The organism is Rhizobium sp. 'Codium 1', assembly GCF_020889605.1.
In the GTDB taxonomy this organism is placed as follows: Bacteria; Pseudomonadota; Alphaproteobacteria; order Rhizobiales; family Rhizobiaceae; genus Allorhizobium; species Allorhizobium algae.
The window spans coordinates 1-20,083 of sequence record NZ_JAJGPW010000005.1 but is presented as its reverse complement, the minus strand read 5'-3'; the positions used below and the strand labels follow the sequence as shown (position 1 = coordinate 20,083).

The following is a 20,083-nucleotide window of genomic DNA, read 5'->3' as shown; positions in this document are numbered from 1 at the left end:
GCACGGCACCATGCAGATCACCAATCTCTTCATCTATCCGTTCAAGAGCACCCGCGGCATTGCCCTGCCACAGGCGCGCATCGATGCCATGGGGCTTGCCGGCGACCGCCGCATGATGCTGGTCGATCCCTCGGGCCAGTTCATCACCCAGCGAGAACTGCCTGAGCTTGCGCGCCTCACCGCCCTGCCGGCAGCGGCCTATCTGACGCTTCGCCTTGAAGACGGGCGTGAGATGATGGTCGCGCCGCCGCAGCCGGACAACCGCATGGATGTGGCGATCTGGCGCTCGATCGTCAGTGCCGCCGTCGCGCATGACAGCATCAACGACAAGCTCTCGGATTGGTTTGCACGGCCCGTCAAACTCGTCTTTCTCGATGGCCAAAGCCGCCGTCAGGCGAGCGCGGAATGGGCCGGCGAGAATTCGCCCATGGGCTTTGCCGACGGCTACCAGATCCTCGTTACGACATCAGGTTCGCTCCGGGCACTGAACGAGGACATGGCACGACATGGCGAAGGCGACGTCGGCATGGACCGGTTCCGGCCCAATATTGTCGTCGACTGCGACGAGCCCTGGGCGGAGGATGCCTGGACGGGTCTCGAGATCGGCGGCATCCGCTTCGATTTCGTCAAACCCTGCCCGCGCTGCATCATGACAACGCAGGACCAGCGGACCGGATCCCGCGCGGGCGCCAACCCGATGCCGGCCATGGGGCGCTTGAGAATGTCAGCCGACCGGCGCGTGCCGGGACCGCTGTTTGGCTGGAACGCCGTGCCGCAGGGCGAGGGTCTGGTGCGGGTCGGGGATGCGGTGACGGTGCTCGGGAGCCGGGAGGCGTGGGCGATCAAGCAGCGGTGAGATTGTCGGATTGGATCCCGGCCGCCCGGTCCTTCCCCTGACATTCATCAAATCGCTTGATGGCCAGTTCATCAAATGGCGTTTCTGCTCATGGATCGACTGCGCTATTGTGTGGTCGATAGAGGAGAAACCCCCATGACGACCACCAGCCGTCCGGCCTTGCCCTGGCTCATCATTCTCGCGGGATCGCTGATCGCCGTGATGACGTTCGGGCCGCGGTCGGCCATGGGCTTCTTCCAGTTGCCGATGCTGGCCGATCGTGGCTGGGACCGCTCGACATTCGGTCTCGCCATGGCCTTCCAGAACCTCTTTTGGGGTGTGAGCCAGCCGTTCTTCGGGGCGCTTGCCGACAAATACGGCACCGGTCGCGTGCTTGTCATGTCGGGCGTTCTCTATGCGGCCGGCCTCGTGATGATGGCCTTTGCGAGTGCGCCGATCTGGTTGCATATCGGCGGTGGCGTGCTGATCGGCACGGCGATCGGCGCCGGATCGTTCAGCGTCATTCTTTCCGCCTTCGCGCGCAATGTGACGCCGGAGCAACGCTCGATGGCGTTCGGTATCGGCACGGCTGCGGGTTCCGCCGGCATGTTCCTCTTTGCGCCGCTCAGCCAAGGTTTCATCTCGGCCTTCGGCTGGTCGGACAGTCTCGTCATCATTGCCGTGATGATGCTTGTTGTGCCGCTCCTGGCCTTTCCGCTGCGCGGCAATGCGCAGTCCGGCAGCCAGTCAGGCAACCAGTACAAGCAGACGGTGGCGGAAGCGCTGAAGGAGGCCTTCGCGCATAAGAGCTATCTCCTGCTCACCACCGGCTTCTTCGTCTGCGGCTTCCAGGTCGCCTTCATCACCGCGCATTTCCCGGCCTATCTCGGCGATATCGGCATAGAGGCAAGCTATGCCGTCATCGCCATGGCCTTGATCGGCTTCTTCAACATTATCGGATCCCTGGCCGCCGGCTGGATCGGCCAGCGTTACTCGAAGCCCTATTTCCTCGCCTATATCTATATCGGCCGTTCGATCACGGTGACGCTCTTCCTGCTTTTGCCGCAAACACCGTTTTCGGTTGTCATCTTCGCCGCCGTCATGGGCCTTCTCTGGCTGTCCACCGTGCCACCGACCAATGGACTCGTCGCCATCATGTTCGGCACGCGTCATCTCGGGCTGCTCGGCGGTCTCGTTTTCCTGTCCCACCAGATCGGCTCGTTTCTGGGCGTCTGGATGGGCGGCTATCTCTATGACCAGTTCGGAACCTATGACCAGGTCTGGTGGCTGGGTGTGGCGCTCGGGATCTTCGCGGCTATAGTGCATTGGCCTATCACCGAGAAAGCGGTCGAACGCCCGGTCGTTGCCGCAGCGTAATTACGCCCAAAGTGAGATCAAATTCCGGCATTTCCTCTGTGCCGGATCAGAATTCCCATGAATTCGATCAACGGGCACTGTCACAGAAAATTATTTTATTTTCTGATCAATGCCCGTTGACGGATTCGGACCCAGCACCTACCTTGTGCGAGCTGGTTCGGACACTGACGACGAACCATGAACGGCCTCGATTCTGGAGGCCGTAGCCAAAAGAAGGAGGTCAGCGAAATGCAGGTTGTATTTCTTGATGCCATCCGATCCTGGCAGACGACCCCGTGCCTCGTGATGGTGAAACGCCATTACGCCTGCTCCTGTCGAATGTGACGCAGCCCCAAGCCTGATACCCACAAACGACTCATGAAACAGCGCCGTGCCAATATGCACGCGCGGGGATACTCGTTATGAAGAAGCAAGTTATCGAATATGCCGGAGTTCCGGTTGGCATCACCATACCCGACGGTGATCGGATCAAGTTCATCGCCGTCAAATATCCGGTCATCGAGCTGGATGGCGGCGTCTATCGCAGCGTCAGCGAATTGCAGATGGCCATTCACCAGCACATGGCGAATTCCGCGCCGGTGGATCAGGCCGTGTTCTTCGGCGCCGCCAACGAGCCAGGCGCCTCCAGCGACCGCAAGGTCTTCAACGCGGCCTGACAGAAACCCTCGCGTGCCGCGCCGGGCTCCAGCCCCCGCGGCACATAGACGTGCCGATCCAGGAAATAGGCTGTAAGCCTGAAGGCTTCGACCAGGGTCTCCGGATCGGCCGCACGGTTCGTGCCTGGCGTCAGGAAATCCGGCAGGGCAAGCATCTTGTCGGCCCAGGGCGCACCTGCCTCCCGGCTCACTGCCCGGCCCGATTTCGGCGAGACATAGGCCAGATCGTTGCGTGCACCGGTCGCTGCACACTCCTCCAGATCCAGTCCGAAGCCGAGATCGTTCAGCAGCGCCAATTCGAAGCGAACGAAAAGCTCGCCGGCCGTCGCCGGCTCCTCCAGATGGTCGAGAATCACATCCAGTGCCTCGAAGAGATGCGGATGCGGATCCCGTTCAGGCAGGAGACGCAGCAACGAGCCCAGCGCCTGCACACCGTAGACGGCGGTGGCACTTTCCATCAGCCGTCCGGCGCGCAGCGTCAGCGGTTCGATCCGGTATTCACCAAGATGTTCGTCGAGTCGCGCGCGCCAGGTGACTTCGAGACGATTCCCGGGCTGCAAGACGGGCTGCATGGTCCGTGACCGGCCGGAGCGCACCATGCCGAGATGGCGCCCACGGGTGCGAGTCATCATTTCGGCGATGACGCTTGTTTCGCCATGCCGACGCACCCCGAGCAGGATCGCCTCGTCTGTCCATTGCATGGTCGGGTTTTATCGCAGAGCACCAGAGAGCGCGAGGATTTTCGGCGGCGTGATCAGATTTCGCCGAGATAACGCTGCACCCAGCCGCGCCACTGCGCAATCGCCTCGGCCTTGCCGGGATAGCGTTTTTCTTCATGTAGTTGCACGAGCGACTTCATCGCCTGAAAGAGGACCACCGCCATGGCCTGCGCCTGATCCTCGGCAAGATCCGGGCGCCAGATGCTGAGGATTTCCGCAATCCGCCGCCGCAGGTTCTCCCGCAGGATTCCCGGACGAACGCCCGGCTGTTCCCAGCGGGCATCAAGCAGGCTCAGCGCCAGACTGCGCTCTGTCGCATGGGTGACGAGGACATCGAGCAAACGGTCACCAAGCTGCGTCCCGTCCAGTTCGCGGGCTTCCGCCCTGATCCGGTCGAGCGCCGCCTCGACATGCTCGGCGTAGCGGGCGATCAACGCGTCAGCGAGCACGTCCTTGTTGGGAAAGAACTGGTAGAGTGAGCCAATCGGCGCACCCGCGCGGGCGGCGATCTCGGTCATGGTCGCTGCCTTGTAGCCCTGCTCGGCGAAGACGGCGGCACCGGCATCGAGAAGCTTCGCCACCCGTGCGATGCCACGCTTGCGTTTCGGCTCCTTGGCTGTCGGCGTCGGGGCGGTCTGAAGCCTGGCCGAACTTGACTTTTGCGAGGTCATGCTCATAAAACTCGTTTGTGAGGTGCGCCTCATTTATTTGATGAAATCACGCTTTCGTCCAGAACTTTCCGGCAAAAGGTTCTCAGACGAAGGACGGAGACGCTCATGGCTTCGGACAAGGATCCCGTGACGCTTTCGCCGGTCAACCCGGATGGCGTTGCAAATCAGGGCACGACGGCTGCAACCGCGGCCAGCCCGCCGCCGCAACCCGGATTGCTGACGCCACTTCCCCTCCTTGTCCGCTGGGCTGCACTTCTCGCGCTCTCCCTTGCCATCTCCGGCGGACTGTATCTGGCGCATATCCCGGGCGCGCTGCTGCTCGGCCCGATGGTCGCGGCCATCCTGGTCGCCACCAACGGTGCCCGGCTCTCCGTGCATCGTTTTCCCTATATCTTCGCCCATTCGCTGATCGGCTGCATCGTCGCCAGATCCATTGACCTCGGTACGCTCTCGACCGTCGCCGAGGACTGGCCAATCTTCCTCTCGGTCGTGCTTTCCATCATCGCGGCGAGCAGCCTGCTCGGCTATTTCATGGCAAGGGCCAAGATCCTGCCCGGTACGACCGCGATCTGGGGCACGTCCGCTGGCGCCGCCTCCGCCATGGTCCTGATGGCCGAGGCGCATGGCGGCGATCCGAGGCTGGTGGCCTTCATGCAGTATCTGCGCGTCGCCTTTGTCGCGACGGGCGCCTCGCTCATGGCGGCGTTCGTGTTCAATGTCGAAGGTGGAGCTGCGCAAACAGTCGTCTGGTTTCCGGAAACGGACTGGCTCGATCTCGGCCTGACCCTTGCTGCGGCCCTCGCCGCCGCTTTGGTCGGAGCCTGGCTTCGCATACCGGCCGGAACCATGCTCTTGCCGCTCGTCGCCACAACCGCGCTGCATGTGATGGGTTACATCACGCTGCAATTGCCCGAATGGCTGCTTGCGCTCGGTTACGGGGTCATCGGCTGGCGGATCGGATTGTCCTTCACCCGGCGCATCCTCAGGCATGCGGCAAGCGCCCTGCCCCAGATCGTCGGTTCCATCCTGGTCTTGATGGCATTCAGCGGCGGCCTCGCCTTCCTGCTCTGGTCGTTGCATGATATCGACCCGCTGACCGCCTATCTCGCGACCAGCCCCGGCGGGCTCGATTCCATCGCAATCATTGCAGCAACGACGCCGGTGGACATGTCCTTCATCATGGCGCTGCAGACCATGCGGCTCATCCTGATCATCCTGATCGGACCGACAATCTCGGATTTCGTCGCGAGGCGGGTGGCGAAGGGCTGAGCGCCCTTCGCGCAATTGAACTTAGTCGCGCGGGAATTCGAGACCCATTTCGCGGAAGCGCTCGGGATCGTTGCCCCAGTTCTCGCGCACCTTGACGAAGAGGAAGAGGTGCACCGGCTGTTCGAGGATCTCGGACATTTCCTTGCGGGAAGCCGTGGAGATCGCCTTGATCGCATCGCCGTTCTTGCCGAGCACGATCTTCTTCTGGCTGTCGCGCTCGACATAGATGACCTGCTCGATCCGCACCGAGCCGTCCTTGCGCTCTTCCCAGCTCTCGGTTTCCACATGCGAGGAATAGGGAAGCTCCTGGTGGAGGCGCAGGAAGAGTTTCTCGCGGGTGATCTCGGCGGCGAGCTGGCGCATCGGCAGATCCGAAATCTGATCCTCCGGATAATACCATGGGCCTTCCGGGAAAGTCTCGGCGAGATAATCCATGATATCTTCGCAGCCCGAGCCGGTCGTGGCTGAAATCATGAAGGTGCGATCGAATTTGACGAACTCGTTTGCCGTCTCCGCAAGCTTGAACAGGTCCTCGTGGCGCACCCGGTCGATCTTGTTGAGAACGAGGATCTTCGGCTGCGGCACATCCTTCAGCGCTTCCAGGATCGCTTCGGCATCGCCGCGCAGCCCCCGTTCGCTGTCGATCAGCAGCAGGATGATATCCGCATCCTTGGCCCCGCCCCAGGCCGAGGTCACCATGGCGCGGTCGAGCTTGCGGCGTGGCTTGAAGATGCCGGGCGTGTCCATGAAAACGATCTGGGCGTTCTTGTGGATCGCGATCCCGCGCATCACGGCGCGGGTCGTCTGTACCTTGTGGCTGACGATCGACACCTTGGCACCGACGAAGCGGTTGACCAGCGTCGACTTGCCGGCATTGGTCGGGCCAATCAGGGCAACGAAGCCGGATCGGGTCGGGGTGTTGACGATGGCTTCGCCGCCGTCCTCTGTCTCAGTGTCGGTCATGGGCGTCCAATCAATTGGCGTCTGTGGGCTTGGCCCATACGCCTTCGCGTTCGAGAATCTTGGTCGCGGCCACCTGTTCGGCGGCACGCTTGGAACGGTCAATGCCAGTTTCCGGCTTCAGGCCGGGGATCTCGACGATCACCGTGAAGCGGGGATCATGATCCGGTCCGGAGCGATCGGCAACCTTGTAAATGGGCGGCTTGCCGAACTTGGCATGCGTCCACTCCTGCAATTCGGTCTTGGCGTCGCGGCGGGCGCCATCGGCATGGGCCGCGCGATCCTTCCAGTATTTCAGGATGAAGCCGCGCGCGGCCTCCAATCCGGCTTCCAGGTAAATTGCTGCAATCAGGCTTTCGACCACGTCCGCGCGTACATTCAGCATGTTCTTTGCGGTGATCTTCTTCACGTCAGAGCCGGTGCGGATGTAGCGGTGCAGCTCCATCTCGTCGGCAACGGAGGCGCAGGCCTCGGCGCTGACCAACTGATTGAAGCGGACCGAGAGCTCACCCTCGGTCGCATCGCGGAAGGTGGTGAAGAGCATTTCGGCTACGCAAAGGCCGAGCACCCGGTCCCCCAGGAATTCCAGCCGTTCGTAATCGCCCTTCTTCCCCCGCGAGACCTGGGCGCTGGCATGGGTCAGCGCCCGGATCAGGCGTTCCCGGTCGGCGAATGTGTGGCCGATCGCAGCTTCCAGCTGCGCCCAGTCCTGCTCGCCGTCCGTCTTCCTGTTCTTCATTCGACCACCTTGAACAGACGATCCCAACGCATGTTGGCGGGCCATTTCCAGACTTCACGGAACGAGGTGTCGTTGCCGAGCGAGAAGAAGATCAGCGACGCCTTGCCGATCAGGTTCTCGGCCGGCACGAAGCCGACGTCGAAGCGGCTGTCGAGCGAATTGTCACGGTTGTCGCCCATCATGAAATAATGGCCGTCCGGCACGATGAATTCGCGCGTGTCATCGCCGCGCGTATCCTGGGCCTGGTCGAGCGTGTCATAGCTCACGCCATTGTCCAGGGTCTCACGGAAGACCGGCACATCGGTGCCGGGATCCATGCGGTAGTCGGAGGTAAAGACGCCGTCCTGGATCTTCGGCACCGGCTTGCCGTTGACCTGCAGCACGCCGCCGATCACCTGGATGCGGTCGCCGGGCAGACCCACGACGCGCTTGATGTAGTCGATGCTGGGATTCGGCGGGAAGCGGAAGACAGCGATGTCGCCGCGCTCCGGTTCACTGGCGAAAATACGGCCTTCGAAGAGGTTCGGCGAGAAGGGCAGCGAATATTTCGAATAGCCGTAGGAGAACTTGTTGACGAAGATGTAATCGCCGACCAGCAGCGTCGGCATCATCGAGCCTGATGGAATCGTGAAGGGCTGAAAGAACACGGTCCGGATCACCATGGCCAGGAGCAGGGCCTGGATGATGACCTTGACGTTTTCCCAAAGGGCACTTTGCTTCTTTTCTTCGCTCACGCGGGTCGGTTCCTTCTTGCGAAAATCCTGCTCTCTCTAGTCGGTTCGGGCGAGCGCGGCAACCGCGTAGCCCCCTCGACCAGCGCGACCAGTTAACTCACCGGTTTTCCGGCAGGGCCTCGACGATGACAAATGCCTGGGCATAGGGAAATTCGTCGGTGATGGTGAGATGGATCTGGGCGACATGCCCTGGAGGCAGGAGGCGTTCCAGGCATTTCGCGGCCCCACCGGTCAATTCGAGGCCGGGCTTGCCGTTGGCCAGGTTGACGACACCCATTTCCTTCCAGAACACGCCCTCGGCGATGCCTGTGCCCAGTGCCTTGGCCATGGCTTCCTTGGCGGCAAAGCGCTTGGCATAGGAGGCGGCGCAGTCCTTGCGGCCGTTCGCGCGCGCCTGCTCTTCATCGGTGAAGCAGCGTGCTGTGAATTTCTCGCCGAACCTGTCGATCGATTTCTCAATCCGTCTGATGTCAACGAGGTCGCTGCCAATGCCGATGATCATGTCAGACGCTCGATTCCTGGAGTGCTTTAGCAAGCCGCGCACGCGCCTTTGCGGCGAGACGTTCCCGACGCCGCGCCTGGAACTTCGCCACGGTGAAGTAGATCACGCAATAGATGATCACACCACTGACGGCGGCCAGCGGGATCGCGCCGATCAACATGGGCTTCAAGATCGGCTGCCACATGGTTTCGATCGCACCGATAGAAAACTTGCGTTCCAGATCGATGCTATCACCGAGTGGCGCGCCCTTGCCGATCAGCCGATGCCCGACCTCCCAGGTCGCCGCCCAAATCAGCGGAAACGTCAGCGGATTGCCGAAGGCCGTGCCGATGGCAGCGGCCACCATGTTGCCGGCGATCAGATAGGCGAAGGCAAAGGCGAGCAGGAAGTGCAGCCCGATGAAGGGCGTCCATGAAGCGACAACGCCGGCAACCACACCGGCCGCAATGGCATGCGGTGTCGCCGACAGACGCAGGATGCGCTTGGTCAGATAGTGATACGAGCGGATGAAGCCACGCCGCGGCCAGAGAAGCTCACGCAACTTCGTCAGGTAGGAAACCGGGTGGCGTCGTCGAAACAGCATGCGGGATATGTAGTTGATCCGGGATGGTTTCGGCAAGGAAAACAGGTTCTGAAAGTCGCCAAAAAAGCAAAGACGCCGGCGTTCAACCGGCGTCACAGCATTGACCAGATCTGGTCGGTCGGCGCATCAGCCGCGGCGGAACATGCCACGGTCGATTTCGCGCTGGCGATATTCCAGATCGACGAGATCGCGGGCGCCGTTCAGGTAGTTCATTTCGCGCTCGGCAGTCGTCGGAACGCGAAGGGCGCGGGCGAATTTGCGGATCGGAGTAAACATCGTTTTGTCCTCAGTTCTTTATCTTCATCTGTTGAAAGGAAGATAATGGTGCGTCGCACAATCCACCAGAGACAAGAACTGAAGCCAGCCATGCACCAAGCGCATGGCAAGGGGGCCGAGGTTTACGATTTGGGCAGGATTGTGATGAAACGACAGGCAGAACGCCTGACTTTCGAGCGGCGGGCGAACCACGCCCGCCCGAGTCACAAGCCGAAGTTCGCTTCTTCCGCTCAGTCGTAGACGCGCTTGACCGTCGAGATGCAGTCGAGTTCCTTCAGTTCACTCAGGAGCTGGCTCAGTTGGCGCAGGTCCCAGACCTCCAGGTCGATCCCCATCTCGGTGAAGTCGGTGGCGATGCGGATCATGCTCAGGACGCGGATATTGATGTCGAGACGGGCAATGCACTGGGCAACGGTCGCCAGCGTACCCGGCTCGTTCAGCGCGTTGATGAGGATGCGGGCGACGAAGCGGGATTTGTTCGCCTCGTCGAGATCCCAGCGCACGTCGATCCAGCGTTCCGGCTCGTTTTCGAAGCGCTGCAGGGCAGAGGCCTGGATCGGATAGATGGTGATGCCCTTGCCATCCTGCATGATTCCGACGATGCGGTCGCCCGGAACGGCACCTGCGGGGGCAAAATGCACTTCCGCATTGCCCGAAAGTCCGCGAATCGGCAGGGGGTCCGGACCATCGCCGGCAGTCGGCACATCGCCCTTCGGATGGGCGGGGCCCGGGATCTTGAAGACCATGCCATTGGCGCTGTTCATGGCGAACCAACCGTCGTCCGAGGACGGCTTCACCGTGACACGCTCGTCCTGATAGTCGGGGAAGACGGCCCTGAGAACGTCGAGGGAGGAGGTCTCGCCCCGGCCAACCGAGGCGATCGCGTCTTCCACGTCGCGTTGCCCCAGGCGATGCAGCGCCGGACGCAGCGTATCCTTGGAGAAGATCTTGCCGGCGCGCTCGAAGGTTCGCTCGAGGATGCGCTGGCCAAGGCCTGCATATTGCTTGCGGATCGCCATGCGGGTGGCGCGGCGGATGGCAGCGCGGGCCTTGCCGGTGACGACGATTTCTTCCCAGGCGGCAGGCGGCACCTGCACGCCGGAGCGGATGATCTCCACCTCGTCGCCATTCGACAGGCGGGTGACGAGCGGCATGATCGAGCCGTTGATCTTGGCGCCGACACAGGTGTCGCCGACATTGGTATGGACCGCATAGGCGAAGTCGATCGGCGTTGCCCCACGCGGGAGCGCGATCAGCTTACCCTTGGGCGTGAAGCAGAAGACCTGGTCCTGGAAGAGTTCGAGCTTGGTATGCTCCAGGAATTCTTCCGGATTGTCGCCTTCGGCCAGCGCCTCGATCGTGTGGCGCAGCCAGGAATAGGCATTGCTTTCCCGCTGCAGCGGCTCGTTGGCCTCGCCGTTTTCGCCGTCCTTGTAGAGCGTGTGGGCAGCGATGCCGAATTCGGCGATCTCGTGCATGCGCCGCGTGCGGATCTGCAGCTCGATGCGCTGGCGCGACGGGCCGACGATCGTGGTGTGGATCGAGCGGTAGTCGTTCTGCTTCGGCGTCGAGATATAATCCTTGAAACGGCCGGGCACGACGCGCCAGCGCGAATGCACGATGCCGAGCGCGCGGTAGCAGCCGGGAATGTCATCGACGAGAATGCGGAAGCCATAGACGTCGGAAAGCTGCTCGAAGGAGAGCGATTTCGACTGCATCTTGCGGAAGACCGAATAAGGCTTCTTCTGCCGTCCCTTGACAGATGGGTTCAACAGGCCGTTCGCCACGAGCAGGTCACGCAGTTCGTCCTCGATCTTGGTGATCAGGCCCTCGTTGCGGGTCGAAAGCTCGGCCAGCCGCTGGGTGACGGTCTCATAGGCTTCCGGGTTCATGTAGCGGAAGGACAGGTCCTCCAGCTCGTCGCGCATGTCCTGCATGCCCATGCGGCCTGCGAGCGGCGCATAGATTTCCATCGTCTCTTCGGAAATGCGGGCGCGCTTGTCGTCGCGCATGTGTTCGAGCGTGCGCATGTTGTGCAGGCGGTCGGCGAGCTTGACCAGCAGCACGCGCACATCGTCGGAAATGGCGAGGAGAAGCTTGCGCAGGTTTTCCGCCTGCTTCGCCTTCTTGGTGACGAGGTCGAGTTTCTTGATCTTGGTGAGGCCTTCGACCAGGCGGCCGATATCTTCACCGAAGAGTTCGTCGATCTCGCCGCGGGTGGCGGATGTATCCTCGATCGTGTCGTGCAGGAGGGCAACGGCGATCGTCGATTCGTCGAGATGCATGTCGGTGAGGATGGCGGCAACTTCGAGCGGGTGGGAGATATAGGGGTCCCCGCTGGCGCGTGTCTGCTTGCCGTGCTTCTGCATGGCGTAGACATAGGCCTTGTTGAGCAGAGCTTCGTTGGCGTCGGGCTTGTATTCCTGCACCCGCTCCACGAGCTCGTATTGCCGCATCATTCCACTCGTCTCCACAAACGAAAAAGCGCGCCAGTCGACGAGACTGGCGCACAAGATCCTACAGTCAGAAACAGACTAGATTCCGACAGGTTGACGATTAGTAATCGTCGCTCTTTTCCGGCGGAACCAGGCCTTCGATGCCGGCCAGAAGATCCTCTTCCGACATCTGGTCGAAAGTGACCGTTTCCGGCAGATCGTCCTCTTCGTCGCCCTTGCCGGCGGTGCCGGTCGAAGCCAGCATCGAGCTCGGCTCCTGCTCGGGCTCGTCGACTTCGACGTGCTTCTGCAGCGAATGGATCAGATCTTCCTTCAGGTCGTCGGGCGAGAGCGTCTCGTCGGCGATTTCGCGCAACGCTACAACCGGGTTCTTGTCCTTGTCGCGATCGATGGTGATCGGCGCGCCCTGGGAGATCTGGCGGGCACGGTGGCTCGCGAGCAGAACGAGTTCGAAGCGGTTCTCGACTTTGTCGATGCAATCTTCAACGGTGACACGGGCCATTGCCTGTCCTTTGCGATCTTGAATGCGTGGGATTGACGGGTGCGATACAGGCAATGGACGGCAAATTCAAGTTTTTCGTGCCGACACGCCTCCAAGCCCAAAAATAGGGGCCGAAAAAGAGGCTTTCTACACCACGTTTCAACCACAGGCTGCTTGGATTGCACCAAACGATGCCCTAGATAGATTTTTATATGATCATTTCATAATGTAAAGTCATGGTCATATCTTGAGAGGCAAGGTATTGTTTTGATTGCCGATTGCCGAAGTTGATTATATTTGACGTAAGGATATCGAAATGTTCGACCCGCGCGAGAAAATTGCCCTCTTCATCGATGGCGCAAATCTTTATGCCGCGTCCAAAAGCCTCGGCTTCGACATCGATTACCGCAAGCTTCTGAAAGCCTTCCAGAAGCGCGGCTATCTGCTGCGCGCCTATTATTACACCGCCCTCATCGAGGACCAGGAATATTCCTCGATCCGCCCGCTGATCGACTGGCTGGACTATAATGGCTACAAGGTCGTGACCAAGCCGGCGAAGGAATTCACCGATTCCATGGGCCGCCGCAAGGTCAAGGGCAATATGGATATCGAGCTTGCCATCGACGCGATGGAACAGGCCGAGACGGTCGATCATCTGGTCCTGTTCTCCGGCGACGGCGATTTCACCACGCTGGTGGAAGCGCTGCAGCGCAAGGGCCGCAAGGTCTCTGTCGTCTCGACCATGGCAACCCAGCCGCCGATGATCGCCGACGACCTGCGCCGCCAGTCGGACCATTTCATCGACCTGGTGACGCTGAAAGCCGAAATCGGCCGCGATCCGTCCGAACGCGGCACGCCGCGCACGCCGGAACCGGCAACGGCGAGCGAAGACGAGCACTGAGGGTCTTTGGATTCTTTCCCGGATTTTCCGGCTGCGCCGCACGTCTAAGAAGCCCCCCCTTTGTCACTGCGAGACGTCCCCCTCACGAGGGGGGTGCGGTGCGTGTGGATGCCGCTTTGTTCAGCGAGCCGAAAGACGGGCGAGAGACCGGCTGGTCAGCCACGCTCCCCCTTCTGGGGGAGAGGCCCGGCAGGGCAGAGAGGGGCGGTATTTGCCGACACCCCTGCCCTTAAAACTCTCGGGAAACAGTTCAGATCGTCTCGCAGACGATGGGGCCGAGGGTGACGTTCAGATGCGCGCGCGCCATCAGATTCAGCCCGTCTTCAGAATGCGCTGCTTCTGGCGATTCCAGTCGCGTTCCTTCTCGGTCTCGCGCTTGTCGTGCAGCTTCTTGCCCTTGGCGAGCGCCAGTTCCAGCTTCGCCCGGCCCTTCTCGTTGAAATAGATCTTGAGCGGCACCAGCGTCATGCCCTCGCGATTGATCGAGACGCGCAGACGGTTGATCTCGCGCTTGGACAGAAGCAGCTTGCGGCGGCGGCGCGGCTCGTGGTTGAAACGGTTCGCCTGCAGATATTCCGGCAGATGCGAATTGATCAGCCAGATCTCCTCGCCCTCGTCAGAGGCATAGGATTCGGCGATATTGGCCTTGCCCTCGCGCAGCGACTTGACCTCCGTGCCGGTCAGAACCAGACCGGCCTCGTAGGTGTCGATGATCTCGTAGTTGAAGCGCGCCTTGCGGTTTTCCGCGACGATCTTGTTGACGGTGCGCTGCGAGCCTTTGGGGGCCATGGTCTAATCTTCCGTTTCGCCCGGGATTTTGTCGTCTGTCGCCTGCGCCCGGGCGGGGCGTGGCTGTTATCATCCGTATGTAATGGAGGATGGGGGGGAAATAAAGGTGGGGGAGCACCCGCGCGCGGGACAGCGCGGGCGACGGGCATCGACATCTCGCATCGGATAGATCTGCGCGCCGCATCCGATCGGCATCGCAGCATTGTAAGATGCTGAAGAACCGCTTTTGGGGGGACTTCACAAAGGACATCATTTACGTCGACTTTCCGGAAGGACAGTGCAAGAAGAAGCGGCATCCAAACCACATTGATCTGAGGACAGAACATGAATTTCAATCGCGCTCGTCTCGGCCTGTTTGCAATTGCTTTTGCAGTTGCCGGTAACGGGATGGTGTCTACTGCCGCCCAAGCCAACGAATTCTCGTTCACGGCGAGCAACTCGACCAGCACGGCGATTACCGAAATATTGGTGTCGGAAAACAAAAGTGACTGGGGCTATTTCGACATCGGAAGCGGCATCAAGCCGGGATCGACTGTCGATCTCGTCTGGGATCAGAGCACAAATGGCGAAAGCTGCGCGCAGTGGGTGAAGGCAACGTTTGCCGACGGCAGCGAGTCGGAGCCGGCCAAGTTCGACTTCTGCGAAAATGGACTCGAGCTCGACTTCTGATCCGTTTTTCTTCGAATGATCTTTATGCGGCAGGTTGCCTTTGGTGACCTGTCGTTTTGTTTTTGCGGCGGGACGGTTCGCTGCGAGCCTCTGGAGGACATGGTCTTGTCTTCCGTCTCACCTGGAATTTTGTCGGGGATCGCCTGCGCTCCGGCGTGGCGTGGCGGTTGGCATGGATATGGAATGGAGGATGGGCGAATTAAGGTGGGGTTGGGTACGCGACGGTTGGTCTGGTGACCCTAGCTCCAATCCAACCACAGATGCCCTCGATAGAGAACTTGGTCAGGCCAACCCGAAAGCCGTTTGACTGCTTCCGCACAGCCCGACCAAGAAGGCCGGCGTCTCCGCCGGCCTTTTGTCATCCCCTCAGTTCACCAGCCCCGCATGCTTCAGCGCCGCGTCGATCGCGGCTTCCGTCGAGGCTTCCAGCGTCGCCAGCAGCGGAAGGCGGACGGTGCGGTTCATGCCGCGGGTGCGGCTCAGGGCATATTTCGCGCCGCAGAGGCCGGGCTCCAGGAAGATCGCCTTGTGCAGCGGCATCAGGCGATCCTGAAGGCCAAGCGCCTTGGCGTAATCGCCGGCCAAGGTCGCAGCCTGGAATTCGGCCAGGAGGCGCGGGGCGACATTGGCGGTGACGGAAATGCAGCCGGTGCCGCCATGGGCGTTGAAGCCGAGCGCCGTTGCATCCTCGCCCGAGAGCTGGACGAAATCTGCGCCGCAGGTGATGCGCTGTTCCGAGACGCGCTCGATCTTGCCGGTCGCATCCTTGACGCCGACGATGTTCTTGTGCGCCTTGGCGAGCGCGCCCATCGTCTCGGGCGACATGTCGATCACCGAGCGGCCGGGAATGTTGTAGATGATGATCGGCAGCGAGACGGCTTCGGCGACCGCCTTGTAATGGGCGATCAGGCCCTTCTGGGTCGGCTTGTTGTAATAGGGCGTGACGACGAGCAGCGCATCGGCGCCGACGGCTTCGGCATGCTGGGCAAGCTCGATGGCCTCAAGCGTGTTGTTGGAGCCGGCGCCGGCAATGACGGGCACGCGCTTGTTCGCCACTTCGACACAAAGCTCGACCACGCGCTTGTGTTCGTCATGGGACAGCGTCGGCGATTCGCCCGTGGTGCCGACGGGCACGAGGCCGGAGGAGCCTTCGGAAATCTGCCATTCGACATGGGCGGCGAAGGCTTGCTCGTCGACAGCACCGGCATCTGTGAACGGCGTGACGAGTGCGGGAATGGATCCCTGATACATGCAATGAACTCCTCGGGGGCCGAGATCCACGCTTCGGCCGCATTCTGAACCTAAATCGGGGGCACATTACTTCGCACCTTCGGGTGCGACAAGCGCATGCAAGGGAGATTTGTGACGGTTTTCCGAGGCTTCGTTCGAGAGAATGTGAACGACCACGTCAAGGCTTTGTTAACCACGTTCTCCGCCTACTGGCGGCGTTGTTTTATGGTTGCGGTGTGTGGATGAAGACGACCTTTCTCAAAGCTACCGTTTTCGGCCTCGGCCTTGCCGTGCTGCCGCTGCCTGTGCTGGGCCAGGAACCGGCCTCCGTTCCGGTGCCTGCAGTCAAGCCGCTGGGCTTTGCGCCTGCTAGGGCCACGCCCCCTTCGTTCGAGACGACAGGCGCCATTCCGCGCGGTGAGCGGCTGGCGGCCGTCAATCCGCAGCTCAAGGCAGGGTTGGACGCGCTGTCCAACCGCAACGGCGCCGAGGCGATCGCCATCCGCAACCGCATGCCCGACAGCCTCGACCGGCAGATGCTGACCTGGTCGATATCAATGTCGGGGCTCGGCGACGTGCCGGCGACCGAGATTGCGGGCGCCCAGCGGCAGCTTCAGGGCTGGCCGGGGCTCAAATCCTTCCGGGCGAATTCGGAAAAGGCGCTCTTCCGCGAAAACCCGGCGCCCGCCGCCGTGCTCGCCGCCTTCGGCGACACTGCGCCCGAGACGACCGAAGGCACGATGCTTTTGGCGCGCGCCCATCTCGCCAGCGGCGACAAGGCGAGGGCCACCAGCCTCATCCGCGACCTCTGGCGCGGCGATGCACTGGATGTCGAGACCGAAGACCGGGTGATATCGGAGTTTTCCGGCCTGCTGACGACGGCCGACCATCGCGCGCGCATGGACTATCTGCTCTACCGCGAGCGGGCGAGCCAGGCGAAACGCTTTGCCACGCTCGGTGAGGCACAATCGCTGTACAAGGCCTGGGCAGGTCTGATCTCGCGCGCGAAGAATGTCGATGCGCTGATTGCAGCCGTCGACAAGTCCTGGGCAAAGGACCCTGCCCTGCTCTTCATCCGCCTTGAGACCCTCCGGCGTGCCCAGGATTTCGAAGAGGCGGCCAAACTGATCGCGCAGATGCCGCGCGATGCGAAAGTGCTGATCAATGGCGGGGCCTGGTGGGACGAGCAGCGGATCGTTGCGCGGGGGCTCGCCGATCTCGGGAAGTATCGTGAGGCGTACAAGATCGTTTCGCGTCATGTGGCGACCGAAGCGACGGATTTTGCAGACGCCGAATTCCATGCCGGCTGGTATGCACTGCGCGCCCTCAACGATCCCAAAACCGCAAGCCGGCACTTTGCCCGCATCCTCGAGGTCTCGAACCGGCCGCTTTCGGCAAGCCGGGCCTGGTACTGGCTGGGCCGCGCCGCGGAAGCATTGAAGGACGGCAAGGCAGGGGAGCATTTCGCCCGCGCAGCCCAGCATTCGAGCACCTTCTACGGTCAACTCGCAGCGGCGCGCATCGACAGGCCCGGCATTCAGATCCCCTATCCGCAGCCCAGCGACGAAGACCGTCAGCGTTTCCAAGGCCGCGAGGCGATCCAGGCGATCGCGCGTTACGAGGCGGCCGGCCATGGCTGGCGGGCGCAGAGCCTCTACCGGGCGCTCGCCGATCAGCTGGACAGTCCCGGCGAACTCGCACTTCTCAGCGCGCGGGCGGAAAAATCGGAAGGCGGGCATCAATTGTCGCTACAGATCGGCAAGACGGCCTATGCGCGGGGCATCGATGTTCCCGCGCTTGCCTTCCCCGTCGGCGTCATCCCGCCCAGCGCCAATATTGCAGGCTCCGGCAAGGCGCTCGCCTATGCCATCGCCCGTCAGGAGAGCGCCTTCAATCCGGCGGCCGTCTCACCGGCCAATGCGCGCGGGCTGTTGCAGCTCCTGCCCTCCACCGCCAAGGGGGTCGCGGCACGGCACGGCATCGCCTATCAACCGGACAAGCTGACGCGGGATCCCGGCTTCAACGCCACGCTTGGCGCCCATTATCTCGGCGAGCAGATCGACGCTTTCGGCGGCTCCTATATCCTGACCTTCATTGCCTATAATGCCGGTCCGCGCAAAGTGCCTGAATGGATCGAACGTTATGGCGATCCGCGCGGCAAGTCGATCGACGAGGTGGTCGACTGGATCGAGCGCATTCCCTTCCCCGAAACGCGCAATTACGTCATGCGGGTGATGGAAAATTATCAGGTCTACAAGAGCCGGCTTGGCCAGAAGACCGACATCGTGCACGACCTGCGCTTCGGGCGATAGGTCGCCCGCCCTCCCCTGATTGATGGATGACCCCGGGCGCAGCCTCGGCTAGGCTCGCATGGATATCACGACGCGAGGGAGTGCCACATGGCCGACAGCATCGACCGTTTCATCACCGTGCCGGATGGCTTGACGCTGCATGTGCGCATTCATGGCGACGACAATCCGGGGATCCCGGTCGTCTGCCTGCCGGGGCTCACGCGCAACCTTCTGGATTTCGAGGATCTCGCCCGCATTCTGGCAGCGCCGCCCTATAGCCGGCGGGTGATCGCGATCTCGTCGCGCGGGCGCGGGCTCTCCAATCGCGACCCACAGCCGGCGCGCTACACGATCCCGGTGGAAGCCGGAGATGTCATCAGCGTGCTCGACCAAATGGAGATCGCAAGCGCTGCCTTCATCGGAACCTCGCGCGGCGGGCTCATCCTGCATGTTCTGGCGATGACGCATCTGGAGCGCATCGAACGTCTAGTTTTTAACGATATCGGCCCCGTGCTGGACGTGGACGGGCTGCGGCAAATCCAGGGCTATCTCGGGAGCCGACGGACGCCGGCGAATTTCGCGGAGGCGGCGGAAATCCTGCGGGCCACGCATGGGGCGGAGTTCCCGGCGCTCGGCGGCGAGGATTGGGCCCACATGGCGCAGGCGCTTTACCGGGAAGTGGATGGCCAGGTGGTGGCGGATTTCGATCCCGATATTGCCGAACAGTTCCGGAACGCTGACCTCAGCCAGGGCCTGCCCGATCTTTGGCCGCAGTTCGCGGCGTTGGCAGAGAAACCGATGATGGTGGTTCGGGGCGAGCACTCGCGCCTGCTGTCGCGCGATACCGTGGAGGAGATGGTGCGGCGGCATCCGGGACTGGTGGCGATCGAGGCCGGAGGTCAAGGGCACGCGCCGCTGCTGCATCTCTCAGGGCTGGCGGAGGAGATTGGCGGCTTTCTGCAGCGCTAGACAGACCGCGCGGGGCGTGTTCTGGCGCAAGGCGTCGGCCAAACGCTCTTCGCCGCCATTTCGACGTTCAAAACGGAAAAGCCCGGCACAGGGCCGGGCTTCCCTTATCCGATCTGGAGATCGAATTAGAACGAGCGGATCAGGCGAACGAAGCCAGACCAGTCTTCCGTTGCCGTGTCCTTGTAGTCGACGGTAACTTCGGTGGAGAGGCCAGAAGCGATCTGGTAGGTGGCGAGAACGCCAGCGCCGAAGTAGTCAGCGCCCGTGAACTCTTCGAAGTAGTTGACCGACGGGGTGATCGACAGCTTGTCGGTCGCCTTGAAGGTGTAGGCTGCACCAACGGTCCACTCGTAGGTGTCTACGTATGCGGACGGATCAGAAGCCCAGCCGCCGTAGATGCCGAGCGAGCCCGGGCCAACGTCAGCAGAGAGCTGACCAACGACGAAGCCTTCTTCAGCGCCGAAGTCGTAGCCGCCGTAGATGGCAACAGTTGCTGCGCCGAGCGAAGCAGAAGCCATGGCTTCTACGCCGAGGTCGTCGAAGCCGGCGTTCGTCAGTTCGTCAACGCCGAGACCGACGGTGAAGGCGTCAGACGAATAGGTGTAGGACACCATGTCGAACTTGGAGCCCGAGATGAAGGAGTCGTTTTCGCCGGCAATGCCGATGTCGTCAGCGAAAGTGACCGAGTAACCAGCGCGGAAGCCACCAACGGTGATGTAGGCCTGCTCGACGATTGCATTTTCGTCGTCAGAAGTGCCCTGCAGACGGATGTAGGAACCGATCGTGCCGATTTCCGAGTCGTTCGCAGTCGTGAACTCGACGCGGGCGCGGGTCTGGAAATCGCCATCGCTCGAAGTGTCGTTGCTGGACCAATCGTAGGCGAAGCGAACGCTACCCGAGATCTTCAGGCAGGTTTCGGTGCCGGGGATGTAGAAGTAGCCGGTGCCGAAGGCGTCGCAAACGCGAACGTATTCCA

The 20,083-nt window shown here is 61.7% G+C and carries 21 protein-coding genes; 8 read left to right on the top strand and 13 right to left on the bottom strand.

Annotated features, from left to right (window positions below; genetic code table 11):
• Positions 1-10: 10 nt before the first annotated feature.
• From LJE98_RS13640 to LJE98_RS13630, 3 genes are all read left to right on the top strand, one after another.
• A complete protein-coding gene (locus LJE98_RS13640) occupies positions 11-856 on the top strand; it encodes an MOSC domain-containing protein (RefSeq protein ID WP_229575777.1) in 846 nt (281 codons plus the stop codon).
• Between the two features lie 135 nt (positions 857-991).
• The gene (locus LJE98_RS13635) at positions 992-2,212 is read left to right on the top strand and encodes an MFS transporter (protein ID WP_229575776.1); all 1,221 of its coding nucleotides are present in this window, start codon (positions 992-994) and stop codon (positions 2,210-2,212) included.
• Between the two features lie 401 nt (positions 2,213-2,613).
• On the top strand, positions 2,614-2,868 hold the full coding sequence (locus LJE98_RS13630) for a hypothetical protein (RefSeq protein WP_229575775.1): 255 nt from the start codon (positions 2,614-2,616) through the stop codon (positions 2,866-2,868).
• Here LJE98_RS13630 and recO read toward each other — a convergent pair.
• Complete coding sequence (gene recO, locus LJE98_RS13625; RefSeq protein WP_229575774.1) at positions 2,796-3,569, bottom strand: DNA repair protein RecO; 774 nt, start codon at positions 3,567-3,569, stop codon at positions 2,796-2,798. The genes LJE98_RS13630 and recO overlap by 73 nt on opposite strands.
• Positions 3,570-3,622: 53 nt before the next feature.
• The gene (locus tag LJE98_RS13620; protein WP_229575773.1) at positions 3,623-4,258 is read right to left on the bottom strand and encodes a TetR/AcrR family transcriptional regulator; all 636 of its coding nucleotides are present in this window, start codon (positions 4,256-4,258) and stop codon (positions 3,623-3,625) included.
• Positions 4,259-4,363: 105 nt separating this feature from the next.
• Between LJE98_RS13620 and LJE98_RS13615 the strand changes: the two genes are divergently transcribed.
• Complete coding sequence (locus LJE98_RS13615; RefSeq protein ID WP_229575772.1) at positions 4,364-5,527, top strand: AbrB family transcriptional regulator; 1,164 nt, start codon at positions 4,364-4,366, stop codon at positions 5,525-5,527.
• 21 nt (positions 5,528-5,548) lie between these two features.
• Here the strand turns inward: LJE98_RS13615 and era are convergent, their stop codons facing one another.
• The 8 genes from era to rpoZ all read right to left on the bottom strand — a co-directional run bounded on the left by era (position 5,549) and on the right by rpoZ (position 12,279).
• On the bottom strand, positions 5,549-6,490 hold the full coding sequence (gene era, locus LJE98_RS13610) for a GTPase Era (RefSeq protein WP_229575771.1): 942 nt from the start codon (positions 6,488-6,490) through the stop codon (positions 5,549-5,551).
• Between the two features lie 10 nt (positions 6,491-6,500).
• Positions 6,501-7,226, bottom strand: coding sequence for a ribonuclease III (gene rnc / locus LJE98_RS13605; protein WP_229575770.1), 726 nt, complete (start codon positions 7,224-7,226; stop codon positions 6,501-6,503).
• A complete protein-coding gene (gene lepB / locus LJE98_RS13600; RefSeq protein WP_229575769.1) occupies positions 7,223-7,960 on the bottom strand; it encodes a signal peptidase I in 738 nt (245 codons plus the stop codon). The genes rnc and lepB overlap by 4 nt, the downstream gene beginning before the upstream one ends.
• A gap of 97 nt (positions 7,961-8,057) precedes the next feature.
• Positions 8,058-8,462 (bottom strand): holo-ACP synthase, encoded by a 405-nt coding sequence (acpS, locus tag LJE98_RS13595; RefSeq protein WP_229575768.1) that lies wholly within the window; start codon positions 8,460-8,462, stop codon positions 8,058-8,060.
• A 1-nt stretch (position 8,463) separates the two neighbouring features.
• Positions 8,464-9,045 (bottom strand): DUF2062 domain-containing protein, encoded by a 582-nt coding sequence (locus LJE98_RS13590; RefSeq protein WP_229576018.1) that lies wholly within the window; start codon positions 9,043-9,045, stop codon positions 8,464-8,466.
• A gap of 126 nt (positions 9,046-9,171) precedes the next feature.
• Entirely contained in the window at positions 9,172-9,321 is a 150-nt protein-coding gene (locus tag LJE98_RS13585; RefSeq protein WP_229575767.1) for a DUF3563 family protein, read from the bottom strand.
• Positions 9,322-9,551: 230 nt separating this feature from the next.
• Complete coding sequence (locus tag LJE98_RS13580) at positions 9,552-11,780, bottom strand: RelA/SpoT family protein (RefSeq protein WP_229575766.1); 2,229 nt, start codon at positions 11,778-11,780, stop codon at positions 9,552-9,554.
• Positions 11,781-11,877: 97 nt separating this feature from the next.
• Positions 11,878-12,279: a DNA-directed RNA polymerase subunit omega gene (gene rpoZ / locus LJE98_RS13575; RefSeq protein WP_229575765.1), complete on the bottom strand. Its 402-nt coding sequence runs from the start codon at positions 12,277-12,279 to the stop codon at positions 11,878-11,880.
• A gap of 295 nt (positions 12,280-12,574) precedes the next feature.
• Between rpoZ and LJE98_RS13570 the strand changes: the two genes are divergently transcribed.
• Positions 12,575-13,159, top strand: coding sequence for an NYN domain-containing protein (locus LJE98_RS13570; RefSeq protein WP_229575764.1), 585 nt, complete (start codon positions 12,575-12,577; stop codon positions 13,157-13,159).
• 312 nt (positions 13,160-13,471) lie between these two features.
• Here LJE98_RS13570 and smpB read toward each other — a convergent pair whose 3' ends face one another.
• Positions 13,472-13,948: an SsrA-binding protein SmpB gene (smpB, locus tag LJE98_RS13565; protein WP_229575763.1), complete on the bottom strand. Its 477-nt coding sequence runs from the start codon at positions 13,946-13,948 to the stop codon at positions 13,472-13,474.
• A gap of 324 nt (positions 13,949-14,272) precedes the next feature.
• On the opposite strand from smpB, the gene LJE98_RS13560 reads away from it, so the two are divergent.
• Entirely contained in the window at positions 14,273-14,617 is a 345-nt protein-coding gene (locus tag LJE98_RS13560; protein ID WP_229575762.1) for a hypothetical protein, read from the top strand.
• Between the two features lie 366 nt (positions 14,618-14,983).
• Here the strand turns inward: LJE98_RS13560 and dapA are convergent, their stop codons facing one another.
• Positions 14,984-15,868, bottom strand: coding sequence for a 4-hydroxy-tetrahydrodipicolinate synthase (gene dapA / locus LJE98_RS13555; protein ID WP_229575761.1), 885 nt, complete (start codon positions 15,866-15,868; stop codon positions 14,984-14,986).
• 221 nt (positions 15,869-16,089) lie between these two features.
• On the opposite strand from dapA, the gene LJE98_RS13550 reads away from it, so the two are divergent.
• Entirely contained in the window at positions 16,090-18,159 is a 2,070-nt protein-coding gene (locus LJE98_RS13550) for a lytic transglycosylase domain-containing protein (protein ID WP_229575760.1), read from the top strand.
• 87 nt (positions 18,160-18,246) lie between these two features.
• Positions 18,247-19,107 carry an alpha/beta fold hydrolase gene (locus LJE98_RS13545; protein ID WP_229575759.1) on the top strand — a complete coding sequence of 287 codons (861 nt, stop codon included), beginning with the start codon at positions 18,247-18,249 and terminating at the stop codon, positions 19,105-19,107.
• A gap of 125 nt (positions 19,108-19,232) precedes the next feature.
• On the opposite strand, the gene LJE98_RS13540 is transcribed toward LJE98_RS13545, so the two are convergent.
• Positions 19,233-20,083, bottom strand: an 851-nt coding sequence (locus LJE98_RS13540) for a porin (RefSeq protein WP_229575758.1), incomplete at its 5' end; no start/stop codon positions are given.

Excerpts from the sequence above, each read along its gene's own strand:
- LJE98_RS13550 (WP_229575760.1), top strand. The coding sequence starts at position 16,090 with ATGAAGACGACCTTTCTCAAAGCTACCGTTTTCGGCCTCGGCCTTGCC.
- smpB (WP_229575763.1), bottom strand. The coding sequence starts at position 13,948 with ATGGCCCCCAAAGGCTCGCAGCGCACCGTCAACAAGATCGTCGCGGAA.
- LJE98_RS13615 (WP_229575772.1), top strand. The coding sequence starts at position 4,364 with ATGGCTTCGGACAAGGATCCCGTGACGCTTTCGCCGGTCAACCCGGAT.
- recO (WP_229575774.1), bottom strand. The coding sequence starts at position 3,569 with ATGCAATGGACAGACGAGGCGATCCTGCTCGGGGTGCGTCGGCATGGC.
- acpS (WP_229575768.1), bottom strand. The coding sequence starts at position 8,462 with ATGATCATCGGCATTGGCAGCGACCTCGTTGACATCAGACGGATTGAG.
- era (WP_229575771.1), bottom strand. The coding sequence starts at position 6,490 with ATGACCGACACTGAGACAGAGGACGGCGGCGAAGCCATCGTCAACACC.
- LJE98_RS13545 (WP_229575759.1), top strand. The coding sequence starts at position 18,247 with ATGGCCGACAGCATCGACCGTTTCATCACCGTGCCGGATGGCTTGACG.
- LJE98_RS13620 (WP_229575773.1), bottom strand. The coding sequence starts at position 4,258 with ATGACCTCGCAAAAGTCAAGTTCGGCCAGGCTTCAGACCGCCCCGACG.
- LJE98_RS13560 (WP_229575762.1), top strand. The coding sequence starts at position 14,273 with ATGAATTTCAATCGCGCTCGTCTCGGCCTGTTTGCAATTGCTTTTGCA.
- LJE98_RS13590 (WP_229576018.1), bottom strand. The coding sequence starts at position 9,045 with ATGCTGTTTCGACGACGCCACCCGGTTTCCTACCTGACGAAGTTGCGT.
- dapA (WP_229575761.1), bottom strand. The coding sequence starts at position 15,868 with ATGTATCAGGGATCCATTCCCGCACTCGTCACGCCGTTCACAGATGCC.
- LJE98_RS13635 (WP_229575776.1), top strand. The coding sequence starts at position 992 with ATGACGACCACCAGCCGTCCGGCCTTGCCCTGGCTCATCATTCTCGCG.
- LJE98_RS13580 (WP_229575766.1), bottom strand. The coding sequence starts at position 11,780 with ATGATGCGGCAATACGAGCTCGTGGAGCGGGTGCAGGAATACAAGCCC.
- rpoZ (WP_229575765.1), bottom strand. The coding sequence starts at position 12,279 with ATGGCCCGTGTCACCGTTGAAGATTGCATCGACAAAGTCGAGAACCGC.
- rnc (WP_229575770.1), bottom strand. The coding sequence starts at position 7,226 with ATGAAGAACAGGAAGACGGACGGCGAGCAGGACTGGGCGCAGCTGGAA.
- LJE98_RS13570 (WP_229575764.1), top strand. The coding sequence starts at position 12,575 with ATGTTCGACCCGCGCGAGAAAATTGCCCTCTTCATCGATGGCGCAAAT.
- LJE98_RS13585 (WP_229575767.1), bottom strand. The coding sequence starts at position 9,321 with ATGTTTACTCCGATCCGCAAATTCGCCCGCGCCCTTCGCGTTCCGACG.
- LJE98_RS13630 (WP_229575775.1), top strand. The coding sequence starts at position 2,614 with ATGAAGAAGCAAGTTATCGAATATGCCGGAGTTCCGGTTGGCATCACC.
- LJE98_RS13640 (WP_229575777.1), top strand. The coding sequence starts at position 11 with ATGCAGATCACCAATCTCTTCATCTATCCGTTCAAGAGCACCCGCGGC.